Below are 21,286 nucleotides of genomic sequence, written 5' to 3' on the forward strand. Positions count from 1 at the left end.
CCCGCGCGCCGCCGACCGGTAACAAAACGTGACGGCACCGCTCAGGGCAAACGCACTAGAAAGCCCCGTGCATTTGGCCCTGTTGGCAGCACGTGGATCTTCGTATTCTGAACTGACTCCGACTTCCGTGAAGGAGACAGGCAATGAAACTCCATACCACGCCCGATCCGCAGCCGATCGAGCCGCAGCCGCCACCGGGCGATCCCTTGCCCGGGCGCGACCTGCCCGGCAAGCCGCAACCGGACGTGCCCGTGCCGCCGCCGGGGTTGCCGCCCGTGACGCCGATTCCCGACCCGCCGCGCGGTTGAGGCGGAATCGGCCCTCGAATCGATCCTTACTGTCAACGACGACATCATCCACTCAACGGAGAACGACATCATGAACAACACCAACAAGACCACCCTGGCTTCGATCCTCACCGTCAGCGCCGCCCTGCTGCTGGGCACCGCCGGCATGCCGGCCGCCTACGCGCAGGCTTCCGCGGCCGACAGCAACAGCGCGATGAAGTCGGACCAGCCGGTCAGCGATACCTGGATCACCACCAAGGTGAAGACCCAGTTGGCCACCACCAAGGGCGTGAAGAGCACGGAAGTCGACGTGAAGACCGTGGACGGCGTGGTGACGCTGACCGGCGTGCTGCCCTCGAAGGTCGCCGTGAAGAAGGCGGTGGCCGTCACCAAGGCCGTGAAGGGCGTCAAGCAGGTGGACGACTCGGGCCTGAAGTCGCAGAGCTAATGCAGGGCTGAACCAGCAGGCGTGACCGACGGCGCCGCCCTCGCGGCGCCGACATCCGGCAACCCTCAAGGGAGGAACGCATCATGAACGAAGACAAGATCAAGGGTCAGTGGAAGCAACTCGCGGGCAAGCTCAAGGCCAAGTGGGGCAAGCTCACCGACGACGACCTGAAGGTACTGGACGGCAACCGTGAATACCTGGCGGGCCGGATCCAGGAACGCTATGGCATCGCGCGCGACGAAGTGGACAAGCAGTTGAACGACTTCGACCGTACGCTGTAAACGACTGACGGGCGCGGCGCACCGAAGCGGTGAAGCCGCGCAGCACAAGGAGGACCGAGATGGGTAAATACCTGATCGCCTGGTTGTTGGGCGTGCCGATCGGGCTCCTGATCGTGATCTACCTGATCGCGCACATTTTCTGATTGCGCATGGCGCGGTGCATTGCCGAAAGGCGGTGCACCGCGCATCTTTTTGCCTCCCCTCCCCGCTCAGACATCCCGTTCCGGCAACCAGACGATGCTCGCCTCGATGGTTTCGCCCGGCGCCAGCACGCAGCCGCCGCGCGCGCCTTCCGGCAGGTCGAGATTGAGCCAGTCGGTGGTGTTGCTGACCGGCTCGGCGCAGAAGAAGGCCTCGCCGCGCGGCGAATAGAGCACGAAGCAGTCGAGCGGCGCATCGGCGCGCATGGTCAGCCGGCGCCGCTCCTCCGGCCAGTCGATCACGGTCTCGCGGCGCCAGCCGACGAAGTTGTTGTCGCGCGGCACCGCCTCGACGGCCACGCCGCGCGCGAGCGCCTCGACCGCCGGATCGGCGCCGAGCGAGACCGGCAGCAATTCGCCGTCGCTATGCCACATCGCCGCTACCTCGGTGCGGATCCGCGTGCTCGCGCCGCGCGGATAGTAGGGATGATGGCCGAAGCCGAACGGCATCGGCCGGCTGTCGAGATTGCGCGCCGCGAGCGTCAGCTTCAGGCCCAGCGGGCCGAGCTCGATGCGCTGCGTGGCGGCATAACGAAACGGCCAGCCGGGATGCTGCGCGGTGCCCGCGCCGGCTTCGGGTTCGTGCTCGAAGGCCAGCTCGACGCTCGCGTCGTCCTGCTCGATCACCTGCCAGGGCCGCTGCCAGGCATGGCCGTGCAGCGCATGGCGCAACGCGCCATCGCCCATCGGCAACTGCCACTCCCGCCCTTCGAAACGGAACCGCCCGTCGCGAATCCGGTTGCAATACGGCATCAGCGGGAAACTGGCCAGCAGCAGGGGATCGCCGCTGTCGAGCGCGGCCTGCCCGGTCGGGCGCAGCCAGTGCACCGGCCCGGCCGGCGTCTCGTCGTGGAACCCGGCCAGCGAGCCGCCCAGCGCCGGCGCCACCAGCACGCGCCGCGTGCCCTCGCTCAGCACCAGCAGCCCGGGATCCTCGGGCCGCTCGCGGGCCGGCCGGGAGGACGCGCGCGAGGCCGCGGGCGCGATCAGGGAACACGAGGCGGAGGGAAACGACGAGGCTTCGGGCCGGCTATTCAAGACGATGACTCCCATGACGGCAGGTTGGCGGTCGAGCTGGCATCCTGATCGAGCTGGACGCCCGGGCCTGCCCGCACCGCAGCAGCGTCGCATAGGCATTGCATTTCCGTCAATTTATTACTAATAATTCGTCAATGAACGGCGCAGACGATGCGCCCCCGTATCCCGCCTTAGCTCCCGAATGAAAAAATCGACCCAGCGCCGCCCGACCATGACCGATATCGCCAAGATCACCGGCGTATCGCAATCCACGGTGTCGCTCGTGCTGAACGGCGCGGTCGGCGCCAAGTTCTCCGACGACACGCGCCAGAAGGTGCTCAAGACCGCCGAGGAACTCGGCTACCAGTTGCCGACCCGCGCCAGCGCGCCGGCCGCGCCCGGCGAACGCCACCAGATCGTCTACATCGCCGACGAGATCTCGACCAGCCCGCACCCGGTGGTCAGCATCGACGGCGCACGCGACGCGGCCTGGAACAACGGCTGCCTGCTGGCGGTGTATTCCACCCACGGCAATGCCGAGATCGAGCAGCGGGTGCTGCAGCAGGCGCTGTCGAGCCCGAACGTGCTGGGGGTGATCTACGCGACGGTCTATACCCGCAAGGTGACGGTGCCCGCCGCCCTGCTCAAGGTGCCCACCGTGCTGCTGAACTGCTACAGCAGCGAGCGGCCGCTGTCCTCGGTGGTGCCGGCCGAGGTGGCCGGCGGCCATACCGCCACCGAGTACCTGACCGCCGCGGGCCATCGCCGGATCGCCTTCATCAACGGCGAAACCTGGCAGGACGCGGCCAAGGACCGGCTCAAGGGCTACCGCCAGGCGCTGGCCACCGCCGACCTGCGCTTCGACCCGAACCTGGTGCGCGACGGCGACTGGAGCTCGGGCAAGGGCTTCGAGCACACGCTGTCGCTGATGAAGGAGCCGCATCCGCCCACCGCGATCTTCTGCGCCAACGACCTGACCGCGATCGGCGCGATCGAGGCGCTCAAGCAGCTCGGCCTGCGCGTGCCGGAGGACGTCTCGGTGATGGGCTACGACGACCAGGAAATCGCCCGCCACACGCACCCGCCGCTCACCACCGTGGTGCTGCCGAACTACGAGCTGGGCCGCTGGGCGGTGGAGACGCTGCTGCAGGAGCACGAGAACCGCGATGCCGGCGCGCCGTTCCGGCAGCGCACCGTCAAGCTCGACGGGCCGTTGATCGAGCGCGGCTCGGTGGGCGCGCCGGCGGGTGCCGAAACCGGGGCGGAATCCGGAGCGGAACCGGCCGCCGACCTCGGGGATACCCGAAGTAATATTTTTAATTCATGACTGTTAATATTAATTCGATCGCCGGCGCCGGAGGCGCCAACCACACCTCGTCGTGAAACCGTGTTGGGTCAACAAGAAACGGAGACAAGCATGTCAACTGCTTCGCTGCATCGCAATCTCGTCACCCTGGCGCTGTGCCTGGCCGGCGCGTGGTCGGCCGCCGCGCTCGCGCAGGACACCGCCGCGCAGAAGGTCGGCAACAGCTCGAACGAGACCTGCACCAACCCGAAACCGGGCAGCCTCAAGCTGGGCGACCTGGTGGTGGGCTTCTCGCAGTCGGAAAACGAACAGAATCCGTTCCGCGCCACCGAGACCGCCTCGGTGCGCGCCGCCGCCAAGGCCGCCGGCGTCAAGCGCCTGCTCTACACCAACGCGAACAACAACCCGGCCAAGCAGGTGTCGGACATCCAGAGCATGATCAACCAGGGCGCGCAGGCGCTGATCGTGGCGCCGAACAACTCGACGGGCCTGCAGCCGGCCTTCGCGCAGGCCAAGGCCAAGGGTATCCCGGTGGTCACCATCGACCGCCAGACCGCCGGCACCTTCTGCGAGGACTTCATCACCTTCCTCGGCTCCGACTTCTTCGAGCAGGGCCGCCGCGCCGCGCAGGCGCTGGCCGACGCCACCGGCGGCAAGGCGGTGATCGCCGAGATCCAGGGCGGCTACGGCAACACGGTGGAAAGCCAGCGCACCGACGGCTTCGCCGAAGGGCTCAAGAAGTACCCGAACATGAAGATCGCCGCCGCGCAGACCGCCAACTGGTCGACCACCGAGGCGCAGAAGGTGATGGAGCAGATCCTGCTCTCGCATCCCGACATCAACGCCGTCTACACGCATGCCGACGTGATGACGCTGGGCGCGATCACCGCGCTGCGCCAGGCCGGCAAGCTCAAGGGCGTGACGATCGTCTCGATCGACGGCACCAAGGACGTGGTGCGCGCCATCACGGCCGGCACCGTGGCGGCCGATGTCGAGACCAATCCGCGCTTCGGGCCGCTCGCCATCCAGTCGCTGTCCGACTGGTTCGCCGGCAAGCCCGTGCCGCAGAAGCAGATCATGAAGGACGCGCTCTACGACAAGAGCAACGCCAAGCAGTCGCTCGACGCCGGCGCCGTGTACTGACGCCCCGCCCGCTCCCGCCATCACGCCCCGGAGGCCCCGCGATGAACGACCCGGCCAAGACAGCAGCGGCCTCACCAAGCCCGGCCGCCGGGCCCGCCCGCGAGGCGGGCCGGATCGTGCTCGAGACGCGCCACGCGTCCAAGACCTTCGGCGTGGTGCGTGCGCTGCGCGATGTCTCGCTGACGCTGCGCGCCGGCGAGGTACATGGCCTGATCGGCGAGAACGGCGCCGGCAAATCGACGCTGATCAAGGTGCTGACCGGCTTTCATCCGCTCGACGAGGGCGCGGTCCACCTCGACGGCGAGCCGGTCGCCTTCGCCTCGCCGCGCGACGCGCAGCGCCGGGGCGTGAGCGCGGTCTACCAGGAAATCAACCTGATCCCCGAACGCAGCGTGGCCGAGAACATCTTCATCGGCCACGAGCCGCGACGCTTCGGTCTGCTGATCGATCGGCGCCGCATGAACGCGCTGGCCGGCGAGATCGTGCAGCGCTACGGCCTGAGCGTAGACCCGGCCGCCAAGCTCAGCGCGCTCGGGCTCGGCGAGCAGCAGATGGTGTCGATCGCGCGCGGCGTCTCGCGCGGCGCGCGCGTGCTGATCCTCGACGAACCGACCTCGGCGCTGTCGGGGGCCGAGGTCGAGGTGCTGTTCGGGGTGGTCGAGCGGCTGCGCGCCGACGGCATCGCCCTGCTGTTCGTCAGCCACCGGCTGTCCGAATGCTACCGGCTCTGCGACCGCTTCACGGTGATGCGCGACGGCGCGATCGTGAAGACCGGCACGCCCACCGAGCTGCCGCGCGCGGCCCTGATCGCCGCGATGCTGGGCCGCGAGGGCAAGGGCCATGGCGGCCGCGTCGAGCGGCCCGCAGCCGCCCGCGCCACGCAGGCCGCGCCTGCCCTGCAAGTCGAGCGCCTGCGCTGGCGCACGCGGGTGCGCGACGTCTCGCTGCGCATCGCGCCGAAGGAAATCGTCGGGCTCGCCGGGCTGCTCGGCTCGGGCCGCACCGAGACCTTCAAGGCCGTGTTCGGCGCGCAGAAGGCCGAGGGCGGCGAGGTGCGCGTCGGCGACGGCCAGCCGCTGCGTCATGCCGTGCCGGCCCGCTCGATCGAGCGCGGCCTGGCCTTCCTGTCCGAGGACCGTCGCTCCGAAGGCATCTTTCCGCGCCTGTCGGTGCGCGACAACCTGGTGGCCTCGGTGCTGCCGCGCATCTCGCGCTTCGGCTTCATCTCGACGCGCCGCCAGGACGAACTGGTGGCCCGCTACATCGAGGCGCTCGGCATCAAGACCGCCGGGCCCGGCGCGCCGATCTCCACGTTGTCCGGCGGCAACCAGCAGAAGGTGCTGATCGCGCGCTGCCTGTCCACCCATCCCAGCGTGCTGCTGCTCGACGACCCAACGCGCGGCATCGACGTCGGCGCCAAGGAGGAGGTGCATCGCGTGGTGCGGGGCCTGGCCGACGACGGGCTCGCGGTGGTGGTGACCTCCTCCGAGATGGAGGAACTGCTGGAGCTGACCGATCGCCTGGTGGTGCTCAACGAGGGCGTGACCACCGGCTCGCTGGAGACGCGCGGCGCCAGTTCCGACGACGTGCTGGCGATCCTCGCGCGCAGCGCCCAGGACGAGCCGCGCGACGTCGATGCCGCCGACCTCGCGCCCGACGATGCGCCTCGCCGGGGATGAACCGGCCGTGACGCGCGCTCGCCGCGCCGGCCGGCGGACCGCCATGCGCATCACCGCTTCCATCGCCGCTTATATCGTCACTTCGATCGCCACGTCCGGCCATGCGCCGGGCTGCTCCAACCCACTCGCGAGGATCGCTTGAGCCTGTCGAACTCTCCCGTGCAACGTCCGGCCGGCAACGCGGCCGGCCATGCCGCGCTGATCTGGGCGCGCGACCACAGCGTCTACGTGGCGCTCGCGCTGCTGGTGCTGATCAACCTGGCCATCACGCCCGGCTTCTCCAATCCGCTCGCCGCGCGCAGCCTGCTGTTCGAGGCCGCGCCGGTGGTGCTGATCGCGCTCGGCCAGAACCTCGCGATCGCCACGCGCGGCATCGACCTGTCGGTCGGCTCGGTGATGGCGCTGGCCAGCGCGACCCTGGCGGTCTGCCTCGATGCCGGCACCGGCACGGCGATCGCGGCCGGCATCGCGGCGGGCCTGCTGGTGGGCCTCTTCAACGGCGCGCTGGTCTCGATCCTGCGCATCGATCCGCTGATCTCGGGGCTGGCGTTGCTGGTCGCCGCGCGCGGGCTCGCGCAGGCCCTGGTGGGCGGCTCGCGCGTGAGCCTGCCGGGCGCCGATGCCTTCGACCTGCTCGGCACCGGCTCGCTCGGCCCGCTGCCGGTGGTGATGCTGATCGCGCTCGCGCTGGCCGTGCTGGTGATGCTGGTGGTCCAGCGCACCACCTTCGGCCGCTACACCGTGCTGATCGGCGCGAGCCGCGCGGCGGCCTATCTCGCCGGGATCCCGGTGCGCCGCACGCTGTTCCTGGTCTATGCCGCCAGCGGCACGCTGGCGGGCCTGGCCGGCGTGTTCGCCTCGGCCCGGCTCGGCGCGTCCGACCCGAACTACGTCGGCGTGAACTTCGAACTCGACGCGATCGCCGCCTCGGTGATCGGCGGCACGCCGCTCTCGGGCGGCCGCATCTCGATCGTCGGCACCGTGTTCGGCGTGCTGCTGCTGCAGGTGCTCGATGCCAGCTTCATCATGAACAACGTCAGCTTCACCTATGCGCAGATCCTCAAGGCCGTGTTCATCGTCGTCGCGCTCTACCTGCAGCGCCAGGGAGGCTGAATGAACGCGCGCACCGACCTCGATCGCAACGGCGCGCCGCCCGCGCGCGTCGACACGCCCGCCCCCGGCTCCCCCGCCGCCCCCCCTCCAACCGCCGGCACCCAGCCGCCATCCGCCGCGCCGCTGCGCGCCGGCAAGGCACGCCGCGCACGCCTGCTCGGGCTGATCCAGTCGCGCGGCGCGATCGGCATCCTGGTGCTGGTCTGCGCGGTGGCCGGGGCGGTCTTTCCCGATTTCCTGCGTCCCGCCAACCTGGCGGACATCGTCTCCGCAGGTTCTTTCCTCGGCCTGATCGCGATCGGCCAGAGCCTGGTGATCATCATGGGCGGCTTCGACCTGTCGGTCGGCTCGATGGTCGGGCTCGGCACCGTGATCGCCGCCTACGCGGCGCCCTATGGCTGGGGCGCGGCGATGCTCTCGCCGATCATCGCGGGGCTGGTGGTCGGGCTGGTCAACGGCGTGCTGATCGCGCGGGCGCGCATGGCGCCCTTCATCGTCACGCTGGCCGCCCTGCTCGGCCTCAAGGGCCTCGCCCTGGTACTGGCCAGCCAGGACCTGCTGATCGAGAATCCCGGCTTCTTCACGCAGATCGCCAACGGCTCGATCCTCGGCGTCAGCTCGCTGATCTGGCTGCTGGTGCTGGCCTACCTGATCGGCGCCGTGGTGCTGAACGCCACGCCCTATGGCTCGGCCCTGTTCGCGATCGGCGGCAACGAGGAAGCGGCGCGCATGCTCGGCGTGCGCGTCGAGCGCGTGAAGATCCTCACCTACGGGCTGAGCGGGGCGCTGGCGGGCCTGGCCGGCGCGCTGCTGGCCTCGCACCTGGACTCGGGCCTGTCGGGCGCGGGCAGCGGCTACGAGCTGCAGTCGATCGCGGCGGCCGTGATCGGCGGCGTGCTGCTCACCGGCGGCGTCGGCACCATGGCGGGACCGCTGGCCGGCGTGCTGCTGCTCGGCGTGATCCAGAACGTGATCAACCAGGTCGGCACCCTGAGCCCCTACTACCAGAACCTCGCCAGCGGCGTGTTCCTGCTGATCGCGGTGATCGTGCAGACGGTGCTGACCAGTTCGCGCAAGACGTGAGCACGCGCGCCGCGCGGCGGATTCGGGCTGCGCGGCATCGGGCGGGAAACAGGGGAATCAGAACGAGGAATGCAAACGGGGGTGGTGCGTGAGGCCGGACTCGAACCGGCACACCCTTGCGGGCGTCAGGACCTAAACCTGGTGCGTCTACCAATTTCGCCACTCACGCACATCGATGTTCGCGAACGCCGCCGCCACGAGGCGGCCGGCGCGTTCCGCGAGCATGCCATCCCTGGAGTCGGACGGCCGCCGGAAAGCGCGAGCGCGAGATTCTAACCGATCTCCCCGCGCTTGTCTCTAGCCGCCGCATCGATCGCGAGGCGGTGCTAGAATCGCCGCGCATTTGTCCCGCGCATTTGTTCCGAGACGCGGCGCCCGCCACGCGGTAACGCCGCCCACCCCCACCACTGCGAACCCACTCGCCGCCATCCCGCCCGTGAATTTCGACGACTATTGCCAGCAGAAGGCCGCGCCCCCCGGCTCCAGCGTCTATTACGCGCTGCGCCAGGCGCCGCTCGCCAGCCAGGGCGCGCTCACCGCGCTGTTCGCGCTGCGCCGCGAACTCGAGGAAACCACGCGCGAGACCAGCGAGCCGACCATCGGCCAGACCAAGCTGGCCTGGTGGCGCAAGGAGCTCGCCGCGCTGGCCGAGGGCCAGCCTTCGCATCCGGTCTCGCAGGCACTGGCCCGGCATGCCGGCGCCATCGCGCGCGACCACGCCGCGCTGCAGGCGCTGGCCGACGGTTTCGCGATGGATCTCGAACAGGCGCGCTACCTGGACTGGCCCAACCTGCGCCGCTACGTGGAGCGCGTGGGCGGTGGTTTCGCGGGCCTGGTGGCGCGCGCCGCGGCCGGCCCCGCCATCGCCGATACCGCGCCCGTCTGGGCCGCCTCGCTCGGCGAGGGCCTGCAGCTCGCGCAGATCGTCGAGGAAGTCGGCGACGATGCGCGCCACGGGCGCGTCTATCTGCCGATCGACGAATTGCAGCGCTACGAGGTGACGGCCGCTGACCTGATGCACCGCCGCTACAGCCCCGCCTTCAGCGAACTGATGCGCTTCCAGGCCACGCGCGCGCGCGAGACGCTGCATGCCGCGCTCGAGGCCATTCCCCCCGCCGAGCGGCGCGCGCAGCGCAGCCTGCGGGCACTGGCCGCGCTCTCGCTGGCCACGCTCGACGAGATCGAGAGCGAGGACTACCAGGTGCTGCACCAGCGCATCTCGCTGACGCCGATCCGCAAGCTGTGGGTGGCCTGGCGCGCCGCGCGACGACGCTAGCCGACCCAGGCCCGGCGCTTGCGCAGGCAACGGCTCGCGCCGGCATTCACCCTCAGGCGCGCAGCAAGGGCAGCGGCGCGAAGCGCCCGCGCAGCACCGCCGCCGCATCCATCCCCCACCAGGGCCCGAGCACGGTGGCATAAAGCTGCCGGAAATCGACCGCCACCGGCAGGTTGCCGTTGCCGTCGAGCCGCGCCAGAGCGGGCCGCTCGCCATACAGGCCGCCGCGCACGCGCCCGCCCATCACGAAGTGCGGCGCGGCGGTGCCGTGATCGGTGCCGCCGCTCTGGTTCTCGCGCACGCGCCGGCCGAACTCGGCATAGGTCATCACCAGGCTGTCGTTCCAGCGGCCCAGTTCGATCAGGGCCGAGCGCATCGCCGCCAGGCCCTCGGCCAGTTGCTTGAGCAGCGCGGCCTGCTGCCCAGCCTGGTTCTGGTGCGTGTCGAAACCGTTCAGCGTGAGCCGCAGCACGGCCACGCCCTGCCCCGCGATCGGGCGCCGCTGCGGCGACTCACAGCTCGACAGCACCTGCATGGCGGTCTTCACCGAGGTGCCGAACGGCCCGGCGGGAAACGCGGTGGCAAAGCCGAAGGCACCCTCGCGCGGACGCAGCCGCACCGCCGCGTTGACGATGTCGTTCTCGACGTCGATCAAATGCGCGAGCGCGGGATTGCGCTCGCGCAGCGAGACCGGATGCGCGAGCTTCGCGGCGCCGATGAACTGCGCCGGGTTGACCAGCACGATCGCACGCGCGCCGTTCGCGAGCGGCCCCATCTCGGCGCTGCCGAACACCACGCCGTCGGCCGCGAAACCTGGCGGCACCGGCGCATGCGCGAAGGCGCGCGTGAGCCAGCCCTCGCCGAGGATCTCGTCGGAACGCGAGGCGGTATCCCAGATCTCGATCGAGCGGAAATGCGAGAGGTTCGGCTGCGGATAGGCGACGCCCTCCACCACCGCCAGCTCGTGCGCTCGCCAGATCGGCAGCAGCGGCGCCAGCGCGGGATGCAGGGCCGCGTGCTGGTCGAGCGGCAGCACGGCTTCGCGACGCAGGCCGAGGGTGGGACGCATCGCGCGGTAGAGCGGATCGTCGTAGGGCACCACCGTGTTCAGGCCGTCGTTGCCGCCCTTCAGCTCGACCAGGATCAGCAACCGCTCGTAGTGCGCGGCGCCGGGGTTCGCCAGGGGCTCGCCCGCGAAGGCCGTGGATGGCGTCCACAGCGGCAGGCCCGCGGCGCCGGCCATGCCGGCCGCGCTCGTCAGGCCCAGGAAATCGCGTCGCTTCATGATGCCGTCCTCCTCGCCGCGCCGCTCGCGCGCTTCAGGTCAACTGGTAAACCGGGTCCATCAGCAGCGCGCGCAGATAGGCCGCGCCGTTCGCATCGGCATCGATCGCCGCCACCGGCGAGAGCGGCAGCACCGCGTGCTGGAGCTGCAGCTCGGCCGACAGCGTGGGCCTGGCCTGCGGCGCCGTGCCGAAGCGCGCGAGCCAGCCGTCGAGGTCGAAGCGCAGCGTCGCCGGCTTCGCCGCCATCCCGGCAACTCGCGCGGTCGGCTTCATGCTCGCCGTGGTGGAACGGAACATGCGCTCGATGAATTGCTTGCGCGCCAGCAGGGTCGCGCTGTTGATCCACAGCGTGCCGCCCGGCCAGCCCTTCACGTTGGGCGGCGCGAACAGGTTCTCGCCGAGCCCGCGCACCACCGGCACGAACTGCGCCGCATCGCCGTAATCGATCTCGAACAGGCGCAGGTTGCCCACCACAAACTCGACCGGCGACTTCACATGCAGGCCGCGCACGCGATCGCTCCAGAACGCCTCGCACGAGAACAGCGCGACCAGCAGCGCGCGAATCTCGTAGCCGCTGTCGCGAAAGCGCGCGGCGATGCCGTCGAGCTCGGCCGCATCGGGCGTATCGGAGACGAACTCGCGCCACAGCTTCGCCGCGACGAAGCCCGCCGTTTCCGGCTGCGCGAGCAGCACGTCGAGCACGCGATCGGTATCGAGCGGGCCGGTGACGCCGAGCACGGTCTTCACGCCATCGTCATGAAGATTCGGATGCCAAACCGTTTCGATGGTATCGGGATCGAGTCCCCAGCCGGTCAGCGCGCGCGCCGCCTCGGTCACGTCGTGCTGCGTGTAATGGCCCTCGCCGAGCGTGAACAGCTCCATCACCTCGCGCGCGAAGTTCTCGTTGGGCCGGCCCTTGCGATTGCTCGCGCCGTCGAGGTACTGGAGCATCGCCGGATCCTTCGCCACCGCGTGCAGCATGGTGCCGAAATTGCCGAGTGCCTCGCCGCGCAGCAGGCGGTGCTGGACCGCCATGGTGCGCGCATACGGCACCTTGTCCTGCCCCGAGGTGAAGTGCCGATGCCAGAACAGCGTCATGCGTTCGGTGAGCGGCGAAGGCGTGACCAGCATCTCGCCGAGCCACCAGGCGCGCAACGCGTCGTAGCGCTGGCCCTGCAGGCGCTGGTCATCGCGGCGCTGCTCGGGCGTCCAGGCATTGCGGATCGCGCGCGGCGGCGGCATCTCGTCGACCCAGGCCGGCAGCGGCGTGACGCTGTCGCGATGCGTGCCGTCCAGCAGGCGCTCGACGGCCTGCGCGCGTGTCATGCCGACGTAACGCGCCACCTCGGCGGGCGGCGCCGTGAAGCCGGTGCGCGCGAGCAGGAAACGCGCGTCGTCGGCATCGAGCGGCGCGAGCATCGCACTCGGCCATGCGTCGCCGGCATGCGCACGCATGCCATGCGCGCGATGCGCTGCCGGCGGCTGCGCGGGCGGGACATCGGTATCGAATCGAGGCATGGCCGCGCCGCTCCCGAAAGCTGCCTGGAAAGAAACCGGCGAAAGATACGACACGCGTATCGTTCCCGGCGGTGTTCAAACCTCAACAACGGACCACGCCCGCGCGACGTTGACGTGCGCGCGCAGATGATTCCGCCATCGGGGGGACATGAAACCAGGCTAGGGGAGAAAAAACGGAAGACAGCGAAAGACGGCTCAGCGCTTGTACAGCTCGCGCACCGCGTCCTCGATATGCTGGCGCAGCAGGTGGCGCTCCTCGGGCGTCATGTGGCCGTCGCGGCGACGCTGGTCGAGATCGGGGGAAACGGCGGAACGGCCAGGCTCGTCGAAGCGATCGAGTTGCGCATCGCGCGGCGGGGGCGGCGGCATGCGGGGACGCGAGGCCTTGTGCGACGACCCGCCCCGCTCGGGGCGTTGGGCGCAGGCGAAGTTCGATGCAAAGAGACCGGCGAACACGATCGTCAGTGCGCACGCAATCCGGGTGGGTCGCATCACTGTTCTCGCTTCTCTGGTCGATTTGTTCCCTTCGTCACGCGGCAACCGTCTAACCTCTGGTACTTGAACAAACCCGGCGAATATCGGGCAAACGAACTACGAAATATCGAGTGGGTGGAGTATCCACTGAATTTCCGCGCCAAGTAAAGGAGTCTCTAACGAGTGTCTTTACTCAGCATCGCAGCCCGGGTAAATTTTGTAACTGACTGTTACTCGCAAAATCCCGCGCCCGTGCGCGCCTTCGTAATCGAGATAAGATGCCGTCCATGGAAACCAAAAATCCCTCGAAAATCCTCGTCGTCGACGACGATCCCCGTTTGCGCGACCTGCTGCGCCGCTACCTCGGCGAGCAGGGCTTCAACGTATATGTCGCCGAAAATGCGACGGCAATGAACAAGCTCTGGGTGCGCGAGCGTTTCGACCTGCTGGTGCTCGACCTGATGCTGCCCGGCGAGGACGGCCTGTCGATCTGCCGCCGCCTGCGCGGCAGCAACGACCGCACGCCGATCATCATGCTCACAGCCAAGGGCGAGGACGTGGACCGCATCGTCGGCCTCGAGATGGGCGCCGACGACTACCTGCCCAAGCCCTTCAATCCGCGCGAGCTGGTCGCGCGCATCCACGCGGTGCTGCGCCGCCAGGCGCCGGCCGAACTGCCGGGCGCGCCCTCGGAAACCACCGAGGTGTTCGAGTTCGGCGAGTTCTCGCTGAACCTGGCTACCCGCACGCTGACCAAGTCCGGCCAGGAGATTCCGCTGACCACCGGCGAATTCTCGGTGCTCAAGGTCTTCGCGCGTCATCCGCGCCAGCCGCTGTCGCGCGAGAAGCTGATGGAACTCGCACGCGGCCGCGAATACGAAGTGTTCGACCGCAGCCTCGACGTGCAGATCTCGCGCCTGCGCAAGCTGATCGAGCCCGATCCGGGCAGCCCGCGCTTCATCCAGACCGTCTGGGGCCTCGGCTACGTATTCATCCCCGACGGCGCCGCCTGAGTGGTCCCGGCGCGCGTTCGCGCGTGCCGGAACCCGCCGCCCTGCCTGCTTGGACAGTCCGCCCTATGCGCATTGACCGGCGCCTCCTGACGCTCGTATTCGGCGGGCTGTTCTGGCGCACCTTCCTGCTGATCGCGCTGTTGATCGCGGTCAGCCTCGCCGCGTGGTTCCAGAGCTTCCGCGTGATCGAGCGCGAGCCGCGCGCGCAGCGCGTGGCCCTGCAGCTCGTCGCGGTGGTCAAGCTCACGCGCACCGCCCTGCTCTATTCGGATCCGGACCTGCGCCGCGCGCTGCTCCAGGACCTGGAGAGCAACGAGGGCGTGCGCGTCTACCCACGCGAAACCACCGACAAATTCAAGCTCCAGCCCGACGAATCGCTCAATCGCCTGATCGAGCACGATATCCGCAGCCGGCTCGGCGACGATACCGTGATCGCGCAGTCGGTCAACGACATCCCCGGCGTCTGGATCAGCTTCAAGATCGACGACGACGATTACTGGGTGGCGCTCGACCGCGACCAGCTCGACACCGTCACGGGCCTGCAATGGGCCGGCTGGGGCCTGTTCGCGCTGGCGCTGTCGCTGCTCGGCTCGGCCTTCATCACCAGCCTGGTGAACCAGCCCTTCTCGCGGCTCGCGCTGGCCGCGCGCAAGGTGGGCGCCGGGCAGATGCCCGAGCCGCTGCCCGAGCGCGGCATGGGCGTGGCCGCCGAAACCAATCGCAGCTTCAACCAGATGGTGCGCGATCTCGAGCAGCTCGACGCCGATCGTGCGCTGATGCTGGCCGGCATCTCGCACGACCTGCGCACGCCGCTGGCGCGGCTGCGCCTGGAAACCGAGATGAGTCCCTCGGACCAGGCCACCAAGGACGCGATGGTCGACGACATCGAGCAGATGGACCGCATCATCGCCGCCTTCATCGATTACGCGCGGCCGATGCAGCCGCGTTCGCTCGAGCCGGTCGATCTGTCGCTGGTCGCCCACGACGTGGCCGCGCGCCTGGCCAACGAGGAAGGCGTGCAGATCCGCACCGTGCTGGCGCCGGCCGCCGTGATCGAGGCCGACGAGACCGACATGCGCCGCGTGATTGGCAACCTGGTGGAGAACGCGCGCAAGTACGGCCTGAGCCGCGGCGACGGCATCGCGCGCATCACCGTCGAGACACGCGCCTCGCATGCGCGCATCGAGGTGATCGTGCGCGACGAGGGCCCGGGCATCCCCGACGATCAGCTGCCGCTGGTGATGCGCCCGTTCTACCGCGTCGACGCCGCGCGCAGCAAGGCCGACGGCACCGGGCTCGGGATGGCGATCGTGCTGCGCATCGTGGGCCGCTACCGCGGCACGCTGAAGCTGCGCAATCGCGCGCCGGAGCCGGGCCTGGAAGCCTCGATCGACTTCCCGACCGGCAAGGCCGCCCGCGTGGCGGCCTGAGCGCCCGATTCACGACGATGGCCGGGGCCCGGCCATCGTCCCCGCCAACGCCCCTCGCCTCTCGATAGACAATTTCTACTGGAATTGTCGTTCGATAGAACTACAGTCGTAATTCACGCTGCCGCCCCGGCACCGCGACGACGCTTGCGCCACCCCGGCAGCGCGCCCCTCTCACGGCAGGAGCAGGCGCATGAAAACCGTCGGCGACATCCTCGAAGCCTTCACGGTCACGGCCGCGCGGCCGGGCTTCAATCATCACGATGAAAACGGCCAGTCGGCCTTCGAAACCCTTACCGAAGCCTCGTTTCCGGGCAAGTGGAAGATCCTGTACTTCTATCCGCGCGATTTCAGCCCGGCCTGCGCGAGCGAGATCGCCGCGTTCGCGCGGTTGCAGCGGCAGTTCGAGGAACGCGACGCGGTGCTGCTGGGCGGCAGTTCAGACAACGAATTCGTCAAGCTGGCCTGGCGCCGCGAACATCCGGCGCTGGACCGGCTCAACCATCACGCCTTCGGCGACGTGAAGGGCGAACTGATCGACCAGCTCGGCGTGCGCGACCACGATGCCGGCGTGGCGCTGCGCGCCAGCTTCATCGTCGATCCGGACAACACGATCCAGCATGTCTCGGTGGACAGGCTCGAGGTGGGACGCAATCCCGAGGAGATCCTGCGCATCCTCGATGCCCTGCGGGCGGGCCAGGCGTGAGCAAGCGGGCGCGCTGCCCGATCAGGCGGGCATGGGCGAAATCAGGCGTGAATTGACCGCGGCGAATCCCGGCCTGTATCGATGGGGGATGGCGGAATGTGGACGGCCGGCAGGAAAGCCGGCCGGCATCGCGCACCAGGGCGGGGCACGATGCCGGCCGGGCGCGAGGCTCAGTCGCCCTCGCGCACCAGCAGCGCGGCGGCCTGGGCCTCGATGCCCTCGCCGCGGCCGAGATAACCGAGCTTCTCGTTGGTCTTCGCCTTGACGTTGACGCGGTCCAGCGGCAGGCCCAGATCCTCGGCGATATTGGCGCGCATCGCGTCGATATGCGGCGCGAGCTTGGGCGCCTGGGCGATCACGGTGGTATCGACGTTGCGGATCGCGAAGCCGGCCGCGTTCACGCGCTTGACGCATTCGCGCAGCAGCACGCGGCTGTCGGCGCCCTTGAACTGCGCGTCGGTATCCGAGAAGTGCCGGCCGATGTCGCCGAGCGCGGCCGCGCCGAACAGCGCGTCGGTCAGCGCGTGCAGCAGCACGTCGGCGTCCGAGTGGCCGAGCAGGCCGCGTTCGTAGGGGATGGTCACGCCGCCGATGATGAGCGGCCGGCCGGGAACCAGTTGGTGTACGTCGTAGCCTTGTCCGATTCTGATGTCCATGCTGGGTCTGGTTCGTGGTGAAGGTGGATCAGGAGGCGTTCGCCGGCCGCGACAGGAATGCCTCGGCCAGGTCGAAATCCTCGGGGTACGTGACCTTGAAGTTGCGCAGGTTGCCCTGCACCACGCGCGGGGCGTGGCCGGCCCATTCGATCGCGCTGGCCTCGTCGGTCAGGTCGTGGCCGTCGCGCTGCGCGGCGAGGATCGCCTCGCGCAGCATGCCGATGCGGAACATCTGCGGCGTCTGTGCCTGCCACAGCCCGTCGCGCGCCTCGGTGCGGGCGATCTCGTCGCCACCGGCCGGCACGCGCTTGAGCGTGTCGGCCACCGGCAGCGCGACGATGCCGCCCACCGGGTCGTCCTTGAGCGTGGAAATCAGCGTGCGAATCAGCGCCGGCGTGATGCCGGGGCGCGCCGCGTCGTGCACCAGCACCCAGTCCGCGTCGGTCGCGCCGAATTCGACGAGCTGCATCAGCCCGTTGAGCACCGAGGCCTGGCGCGAGGCGCCGCCGCAGCGGCCGACCGCGAAGCGCAGGCCGGAAAAGCGACGCGCGTCGAAATGCGGATCGTCGGGGGAGATCACCACCAGGGTCTGCGCGAGCTCGCTGAGCGCGTCGAAGGCGGCCAGCGTATAGTGCAGCAGCGCGCGACCGGCGAGCGTGCGGTACTGCTTGGGCAGCGCCGAGCCGGAGCGGCTGCCGGTGCCGGCGCAGGGAATCAGGGCGAAAAGTCGGGGAGTCACGAGAGCGAACGCCGGTAATAGGGAAATCGAATCACGGATTTTATAATAGGTCTTTCGCCTCGGCCGCCGTGCCGCTCGCCGCGCCCCGGCGCACGCTATTCCAGCCTCGTCCATGCCAGAAAACGCCAGCACCCCGTCGTCCCCCGTCGCACTCGTGAAACCGGGCCAGCGCTTTGCCTTCGACGGCGCGCACGGCTCCGCCGATGCCCTCGCGATCGCCCGCTACCTGTCCGCGCACCAGGGCGAGGTGCCGCTGGTCGCGGTGATCTGCGCCAATGCCGTCGACGCGCAGCGGCTCTCGCAGGAGATCGGCTTCTTCGCGCCGAACGCGCGCGTGCGCCTCCTGCCCGATTGGGAAACCCTGCCCTACGACACCTTCTCGCCGCACCAGGACCTGGTCTCGGAGCGGCTGGCCACCCTGCACGACCTCGGCGAGGGGCGCTGCGACATCCTGCTGGTGCCGGCCACCACGGCGCTCTACCGGATGCCGCCGGCCGCCTTCCTGGCCGCCTACACCTTCGCCTTCACCCAGGGCGAGCGGCTCGACGAGGCCAGGTTCAAGGCGCAGCTGACGCTGGCCGGCTACGAGCACGTCAGTCAGGTGGTGCGCCCGGGCGAATACTGCGTGCGCGGCTCGCTGATCGACCTGTTCCCGATGGGCTCGCCGCTGCCCTACCGGATCGACCTGTTCGACGACCAGGTCGACTCGATCCGCGCCTTCGATCCCGACACGCAGCGCAGCCTCTACCCGGTGCGTGACGTGCGCCTGCTGCCGGGCCGCGAATTCCCGTTCGACGAGGCGGCCCGCACCGCCTTCCGCAGCCGCTGGCGCGAGACCTTCGAGGGCGACCCGAGCCGCGCGCCGATCTATCGCGACATCGGCAACGGGGTGCCCTCGGCCGGCATCGAGTACTACCTGCCGCTGTTCTTCGAGGACACCGCCACGCTGTTCCACTACCTGCCGCCGCGCGCGCACCTGGTGTTCAGCGGCGACCTGGACACCGCGATCCGCCGCTTCACGGCCGATACCAAGCAGCGCTACAACTTCCTCTCGCACGACCGCGAGCGGCCGATTCTCGAGCCTCAGCGCCTGTTCCTGTCGGACGACGATTTCTACACGCTCGCCAAGCCCTTCGCGCGCGTGGTGCTGCCGGCCCAGGCGCCGGGCGGCTGGGCCACCGCGCTGCCGCCGCTGGCGCTGGAGCGCCAGGCCGAAGATCCGCTCGCCACGCTGCGCGCCTACCTCGCGAGCACGCCCAACCGCGTGCTGTTCACGGTCGAATCGGCGGGCCGACGCGAGACCATCGCGCAATTGTTCGCCGAGCATGGGCTGCGCCCGGTCGGCAACGACAGCTACGCCTCGTGGCTCGCCAGCGACGAGCGTTTCGCGCTCGGCGTGGCGCCGCTGACCAGCGGCTTCGCGGTGCCCGGCGAGGCTTACGCGATCGTCACCGAGACCGAGCTGTACGGCGCCACCGGCCGCCGCGCGGGCCGGCGCCGCCAGGAGCAAGCCAGCAACGTCGACGCGATGGTGCGCGACCTCTCCGAGCTCAAGGTCGGCGATCCGGTGGTGCATACGCAGCACGGCATCGGCCGCTACATGGGGCTGGTGTCGATGGATCTCGGCGAGGGCGATACCGAGTTCCTGCATCTCGAATACGCCGGCGAGAGCAAGCTCTACGTGCCGGTCTCGCAATTGCACGTGATCTCGCGCTACAGCGGCGCCGATCCCGACAGCGCGCCGCTGCACTCGCTGGGCTCGGGCCAATGGGAGCGTGCCAAGCGAAAGGCCGCGCAGCAGATCCGCGATACCGCGGCCGAGCTGCTCAACCTGTATGCGCGCCGCGCCGCGCGCGAGGGCCATGCCTTCGCGCTCGAGCCGCGCGACTACGTGAAGTTCGCCGAAAGCTTCGGCTTCGAGGAAACGCCCGACCAGGCCGCCGCGATCGCGGCCGTGATCGGCGACATGACCAGCGGCAAGCCGATGGACCGCCTCGTGTGCGGCGACGTCGGCTTCGGCAAGACCGAGGTGGCGCTGCGCGCGGCCTTCATCGCCGTGATGGGCGGCAAGCAGGTGGCCCTGCTCTCGCCCACCACGCTGCTGGCCGAGCAGCATACGCAGACCTTCATCGACCGCTTCGCCGACTGGCCGGTGCGGGTGGCCGAGCTATCGCGCTTCAAGTCGACCAAGGAGGTCAATGCCGCGATCGGCCAGATCAACGAGGGCAGCGTCGACATCGTGATCGGCACCCACAAGCTGCTGTCCTCGGACGTGCAGTTCAAGCGGCTCGGGCTGGTGATCATCGACGAGGAGCACCGCTTCGGGGTGCGCCAGAAGGAGGCGCTCAAGGCGCTGCGCGCCGAGGTCGACGTGCTGACGCTGACCGCCACGCCGATCCCGCGCACGCTGGGCATGGCGCTGGAAGGCCTGCGCGACTTCTCGGTGATCGCCACCGCGCCGCAGAAGCGGCTGGCGATCAAGACCTTCGTGCGGCGCGAGGAGGACAGCGTGATCCGCGAGGCGATGCTGCGCGAATTGAAGCGCGGCGGCCAGGTCTACTTCCTGCACAACGAGGTCGAGACCATCGAGAACCGCAAGGCCATGCTCGAGGAACTGGTGCCCGAGGCGCGCATCGCGATCGCCCACGGCCAGATGCACGAGCGCGAACTCGAGCGCGTGATGCGCGACTTCGTCGGCCAGCGCGCCAACGTCCTGCTCTGCACCACCATCATCGAGACCGGCATCGACGTGCCGAGCGCGAACACCATCATCATGCACCGCGCCGACAAGTTCGGCCTGGCCCAGCTGCACCAGTTGCGCGGGCGCGTCGGCCGCTCGCACCACCAGGCCTATGCCTACCTGCTGGTGCACGATCCGCAGTCGCTGACCAAGCAGGCGCAGCGCCGGCTCGAGGCGATCCAGCAGATGGAGGAACTCGGCTCGGGCTTCTACCTGGCGATGCACGACCTGGAGATCCGCGGCACCGGCGAGGTGCTCGGCGACAAGCAATCGGGCGAGATCCACGAGATCGGCTTCCAGCTCTACACCGACATGCTCAACGACGCGGTCAAGGCGCTCAAGAACGGCCGCGAGCCGGACCTGCTCGCGCCGCTGGCGGCCACCACCGAGATCAACCTGCATACGCCGGCGATCCTGCCGGCCGATTACTGCGCCGACGTGCAGGAACGCCTGTCGCTCTACAAGCGCCTGGCGAACTGCGAGGACGGCGAGTCGATCGACGCGATCCAGGAAGAGCTGATCGACCGCTTCGGCAAGCTGCCGCAGCAGGCCAACGCGCTGGTCGAGACGCATCGGCTGCGGCTGGCGGCCAAGCCGCTGGGCATCAGCAAGATCGACGCGAGTGAGGCCGTGATCGGCCTGCAGTTCGTGCCGAGCCCGCCGATCGATCCGATGCGCATCATCGAGATGGTGCAGAAGCACAAGCACGTCAAGCTCGCCGGCCAGGACAAGCTGCGCATCGAGACGCGCACGCCCGACCTGGCGATCCGCGTGTCGACCGTCAAGGAAACGCTGCGCGCGCTGGGCCTGCCTTCGGGCGGGCAGAAAGCCGGCGCGCGCTGAAACGGCGAATCCGCGGCGGCGGGTGGCGAGCGACGACGGGCCCCGGCGCGA

The 21,286-nt window shown here is 69.3% G+C and carries 19 protein-coding genes and 1 tRNA gene; 13 read left to right on the forward strand and 7 right to left on the reverse strand.

All coding sequences use genetic code 11. The annotated features are described in order from the left end of the window. Positions 1-143: 143 nt before the first annotated feature. The 3 genes from BM43_RS41815 to BM43_RS35225 all read left to right on the forward strand — a co-directional run bounded on the left by BM43_RS41815 (position 144) and on the right by BM43_RS35225 (position 1,016). A complete protein-coding gene (locus tag BM43_RS41815; RefSeq protein WP_164465580.1) occupies positions 144-308 on the forward strand; it encodes a hypothetical protein in 165 nt (54 codons plus the stop codon). Between the two features lie 70 nt (positions 309-378). Further along, positions 379-735 (forward strand): BON domain-containing protein, encoded by a 357-nt coding sequence (locus tag BM43_RS35220; protein WP_036051204.1) that lies wholly within the window; start codon positions 379-381, stop codon positions 733-735. Between the two features lie 83 nt (positions 736-818). Next, positions 819-1,016 carry a CsbD family protein gene (locus BM43_RS35225; protein WP_013698354.1) on the forward strand — a complete coding sequence of 66 codons (198 nt, stop codon included), beginning with the start codon at positions 819-821 and terminating at the stop codon, positions 1,014-1,016. 209 nt (positions 1,017-1,225) lie between these two features. Here the strand turns inward: BM43_RS35225 and BM43_RS35230 are convergent, their stop codons facing one another. Next, entirely contained in the window at positions 1,226-2,254 is a 1,029-nt protein-coding gene (locus BM43_RS35230) for an aldose 1-epimerase (protein ID WP_311133311.1), read from the reverse strand. Positions 2,255-2,435: 181 nt separating this feature from the next. On the opposite strand from BM43_RS35230, the gene BM43_RS35235 reads away from it, so the two are divergent. The 5 genes from BM43_RS35235 to BM43_RS35255 all read left to right on the forward strand — a co-directional run bounded on the left by BM43_RS35235 (position 2,436) and on the right by BM43_RS35255 (position 8,557). After that, positions 2,436-3,560, forward strand: coding sequence for a LacI family DNA-binding transcriptional regulator (locus tag BM43_RS35235; protein ID WP_013698356.1), 1,125 nt, complete (start codon positions 2,436-2,438; stop codon positions 3,558-3,560). A gap of 90 nt (positions 3,561-3,650) precedes the next feature. Continuing rightward, entirely contained in the window at positions 3,651-4,682 is a 1,032-nt protein-coding gene (locus BM43_RS35240; RefSeq protein WP_036051198.1) for an ABC transporter substrate-binding protein, read from the forward strand. Positions 4,683-4,723: 41 nt separating this feature from the next. Further along, positions 4,724-6,361: a sugar ABC transporter ATP-binding protein gene (locus BM43_RS35245; protein ID WP_063769126.1), complete on the forward strand. Its 1,638-nt coding sequence runs from the start codon at positions 4,724-4,726 to the stop codon at positions 6,359-6,361. Positions 6,362-6,520: 159 nt separating this feature from the next. Next, the gene (locus tag BM43_RS35250; protein WP_042283141.1) at positions 6,521-7,474 is read left to right on the forward strand and encodes an ABC transporter permease; all 954 of its coding nucleotides are present in this window, start codon (positions 6,521-6,523) and stop codon (positions 7,472-7,474) included. Beyond that, the gene (locus BM43_RS35255) at positions 7,475-8,557 is read left to right on the forward strand and encodes an ABC transporter permease (protein ID WP_236717795.1); all 1,083 of its coding nucleotides are present in this window, start codon (positions 7,475-7,477) and stop codon (positions 8,555-8,557) included. It begins immediately after the preceding gene. Between the two features lie 82 nt (positions 8,558-8,639). Here the strand turns inward: BM43_RS35255 and BM43_RS35260 are convergent. Then, positions 8,640-8,726: transfer RNA gene (locus BM43_RS35260), tRNA-Leu, on the reverse strand. 267 nt (positions 8,727-8,993) lie between these two features. Here BM43_RS35260 and hpnD point away from each other — a divergent pair. Beyond that, positions 8,994-9,833: a presqualene diphosphate synthase HpnD gene (gene hpnD, locus BM43_RS35265; protein WP_036051195.1), complete on the forward strand. Its 840-nt coding sequence runs from the start codon at positions 8,994-8,996 to the stop codon at positions 9,831-9,833. 52 nt (positions 9,834-9,885) lie between these two features. On the opposite strand, the gene BM43_RS35270 is transcribed toward hpnD, so the two are convergent. The 3 genes from BM43_RS35270 to BM43_RS35280 form a co-directional block, all read right to left on the reverse strand. Beyond that, positions 9,886-11,118 (reverse strand): DUF1501 domain-containing protein, encoded by a 1,233-nt coding sequence (locus BM43_RS35270; RefSeq protein WP_036051192.1) that lies wholly within the window; start codon positions 11,116-11,118, stop codon positions 9,886-9,888. Positions 11,119-11,152: 34 nt separating this feature from the next. Continuing rightward, positions 11,153-12,574: a DUF1800 domain-containing protein gene (locus BM43_RS35275; protein WP_036053355.1), complete on the reverse strand. Its 1,422-nt coding sequence runs from the start codon at positions 12,572-12,574 to the stop codon at positions 11,153-11,155. A 258-nt stretch (positions 12,575-12,832) separates the two neighbouring features. After that, on the reverse strand, positions 12,833-13,129 hold the full coding sequence (locus tag BM43_RS35280) for a hypothetical protein (RefSeq protein WP_013698364.1): 297 nt from the start codon (positions 13,127-13,129) through the stop codon (positions 12,833-12,835). 260 nt (positions 13,130-13,389) lie between these two features. On the opposite strand from BM43_RS35280, the gene ompR reads away from it, so the two are divergent. The 3 genes from ompR to BM43_RS35295 all read left to right on the forward strand — a co-directional run bounded on the left by ompR (position 13,390) and on the right by BM43_RS35295 (position 16,257). Further along, the gene (gene ompR / locus BM43_RS35285) at positions 13,390-14,124 is read left to right on the forward strand and encodes an osmolarity response regulator transcription factor OmpR (RefSeq protein WP_013698365.1); all 735 of its coding nucleotides are present in this window, start codon (positions 13,390-13,392) and stop codon (positions 14,122-14,124) included. A 65-nt stretch (positions 14,125-14,189) separates the two neighbouring features. After that, complete coding sequence (locus BM43_RS35290; RefSeq protein WP_013698366.1) at positions 14,190-15,554, forward strand: ATP-binding protein; 1,365 nt, start codon at positions 14,190-14,192, stop codon at positions 15,552-15,554. A gap of 190 nt (positions 15,555-15,744) precedes the next feature. Then, a complete protein-coding gene (locus tag BM43_RS35295) occupies positions 15,745-16,257 on the forward strand; it encodes a redoxin domain-containing protein (protein WP_025096725.1) in 513 nt (170 codons plus the stop codon). 170 nt (positions 16,258-16,427) lie between these two features. Here the strand turns inward: BM43_RS35295 and ispF are convergent, their stop codons facing one another. Both ispF and ispD read right to left on the reverse strand, forming a co-directional pair. Then, on the reverse strand, positions 16,428-16,913 hold the full coding sequence (gene ispF / locus BM43_RS35300) for a 2-C-methyl-D-erythritol 2,4-cyclodiphosphate synthase (RefSeq protein ID WP_036051188.1): 486 nt from the start codon (positions 16,911-16,913) through the stop codon (positions 16,428-16,430). Between the two features lie 28 nt (positions 16,914-16,941). Further along, positions 16,942-17,652 (reverse strand): 2-C-methyl-D-erythritol 4-phosphate cytidylyltransferase, encoded by a 711-nt coding sequence (gene ispD, locus BM43_RS35305; protein ID WP_036051185.1) that lies wholly within the window; start codon positions 17,650-17,652, stop codon positions 16,942-16,944. 112 nt (positions 17,653-17,764) lie between these two features. Here ispD and mfd point away from each other — a divergent pair, with 112 nt between their 5' ends. Beyond that, the gene (mfd, locus tag BM43_RS35310; RefSeq protein WP_036051182.1) at positions 17,765-21,235 is read left to right on the forward strand and encodes a transcription-repair coupling factor; all 3,471 of its coding nucleotides are present in this window, start codon (positions 17,765-17,767) and stop codon (positions 21,233-21,235) included. Positions 21,236-21,286: the final 51 nt, after the last annotated feature.

This window comes from Burkholderia gladioli, from assembly GCF_000959725.1.
In the GTDB taxonomy this organism is placed as follows: domain Bacteria; phylum Pseudomonadota; class Gammaproteobacteria; order Burkholderiales; family Burkholderiaceae; genus Burkholderia; species Burkholderia gladioli.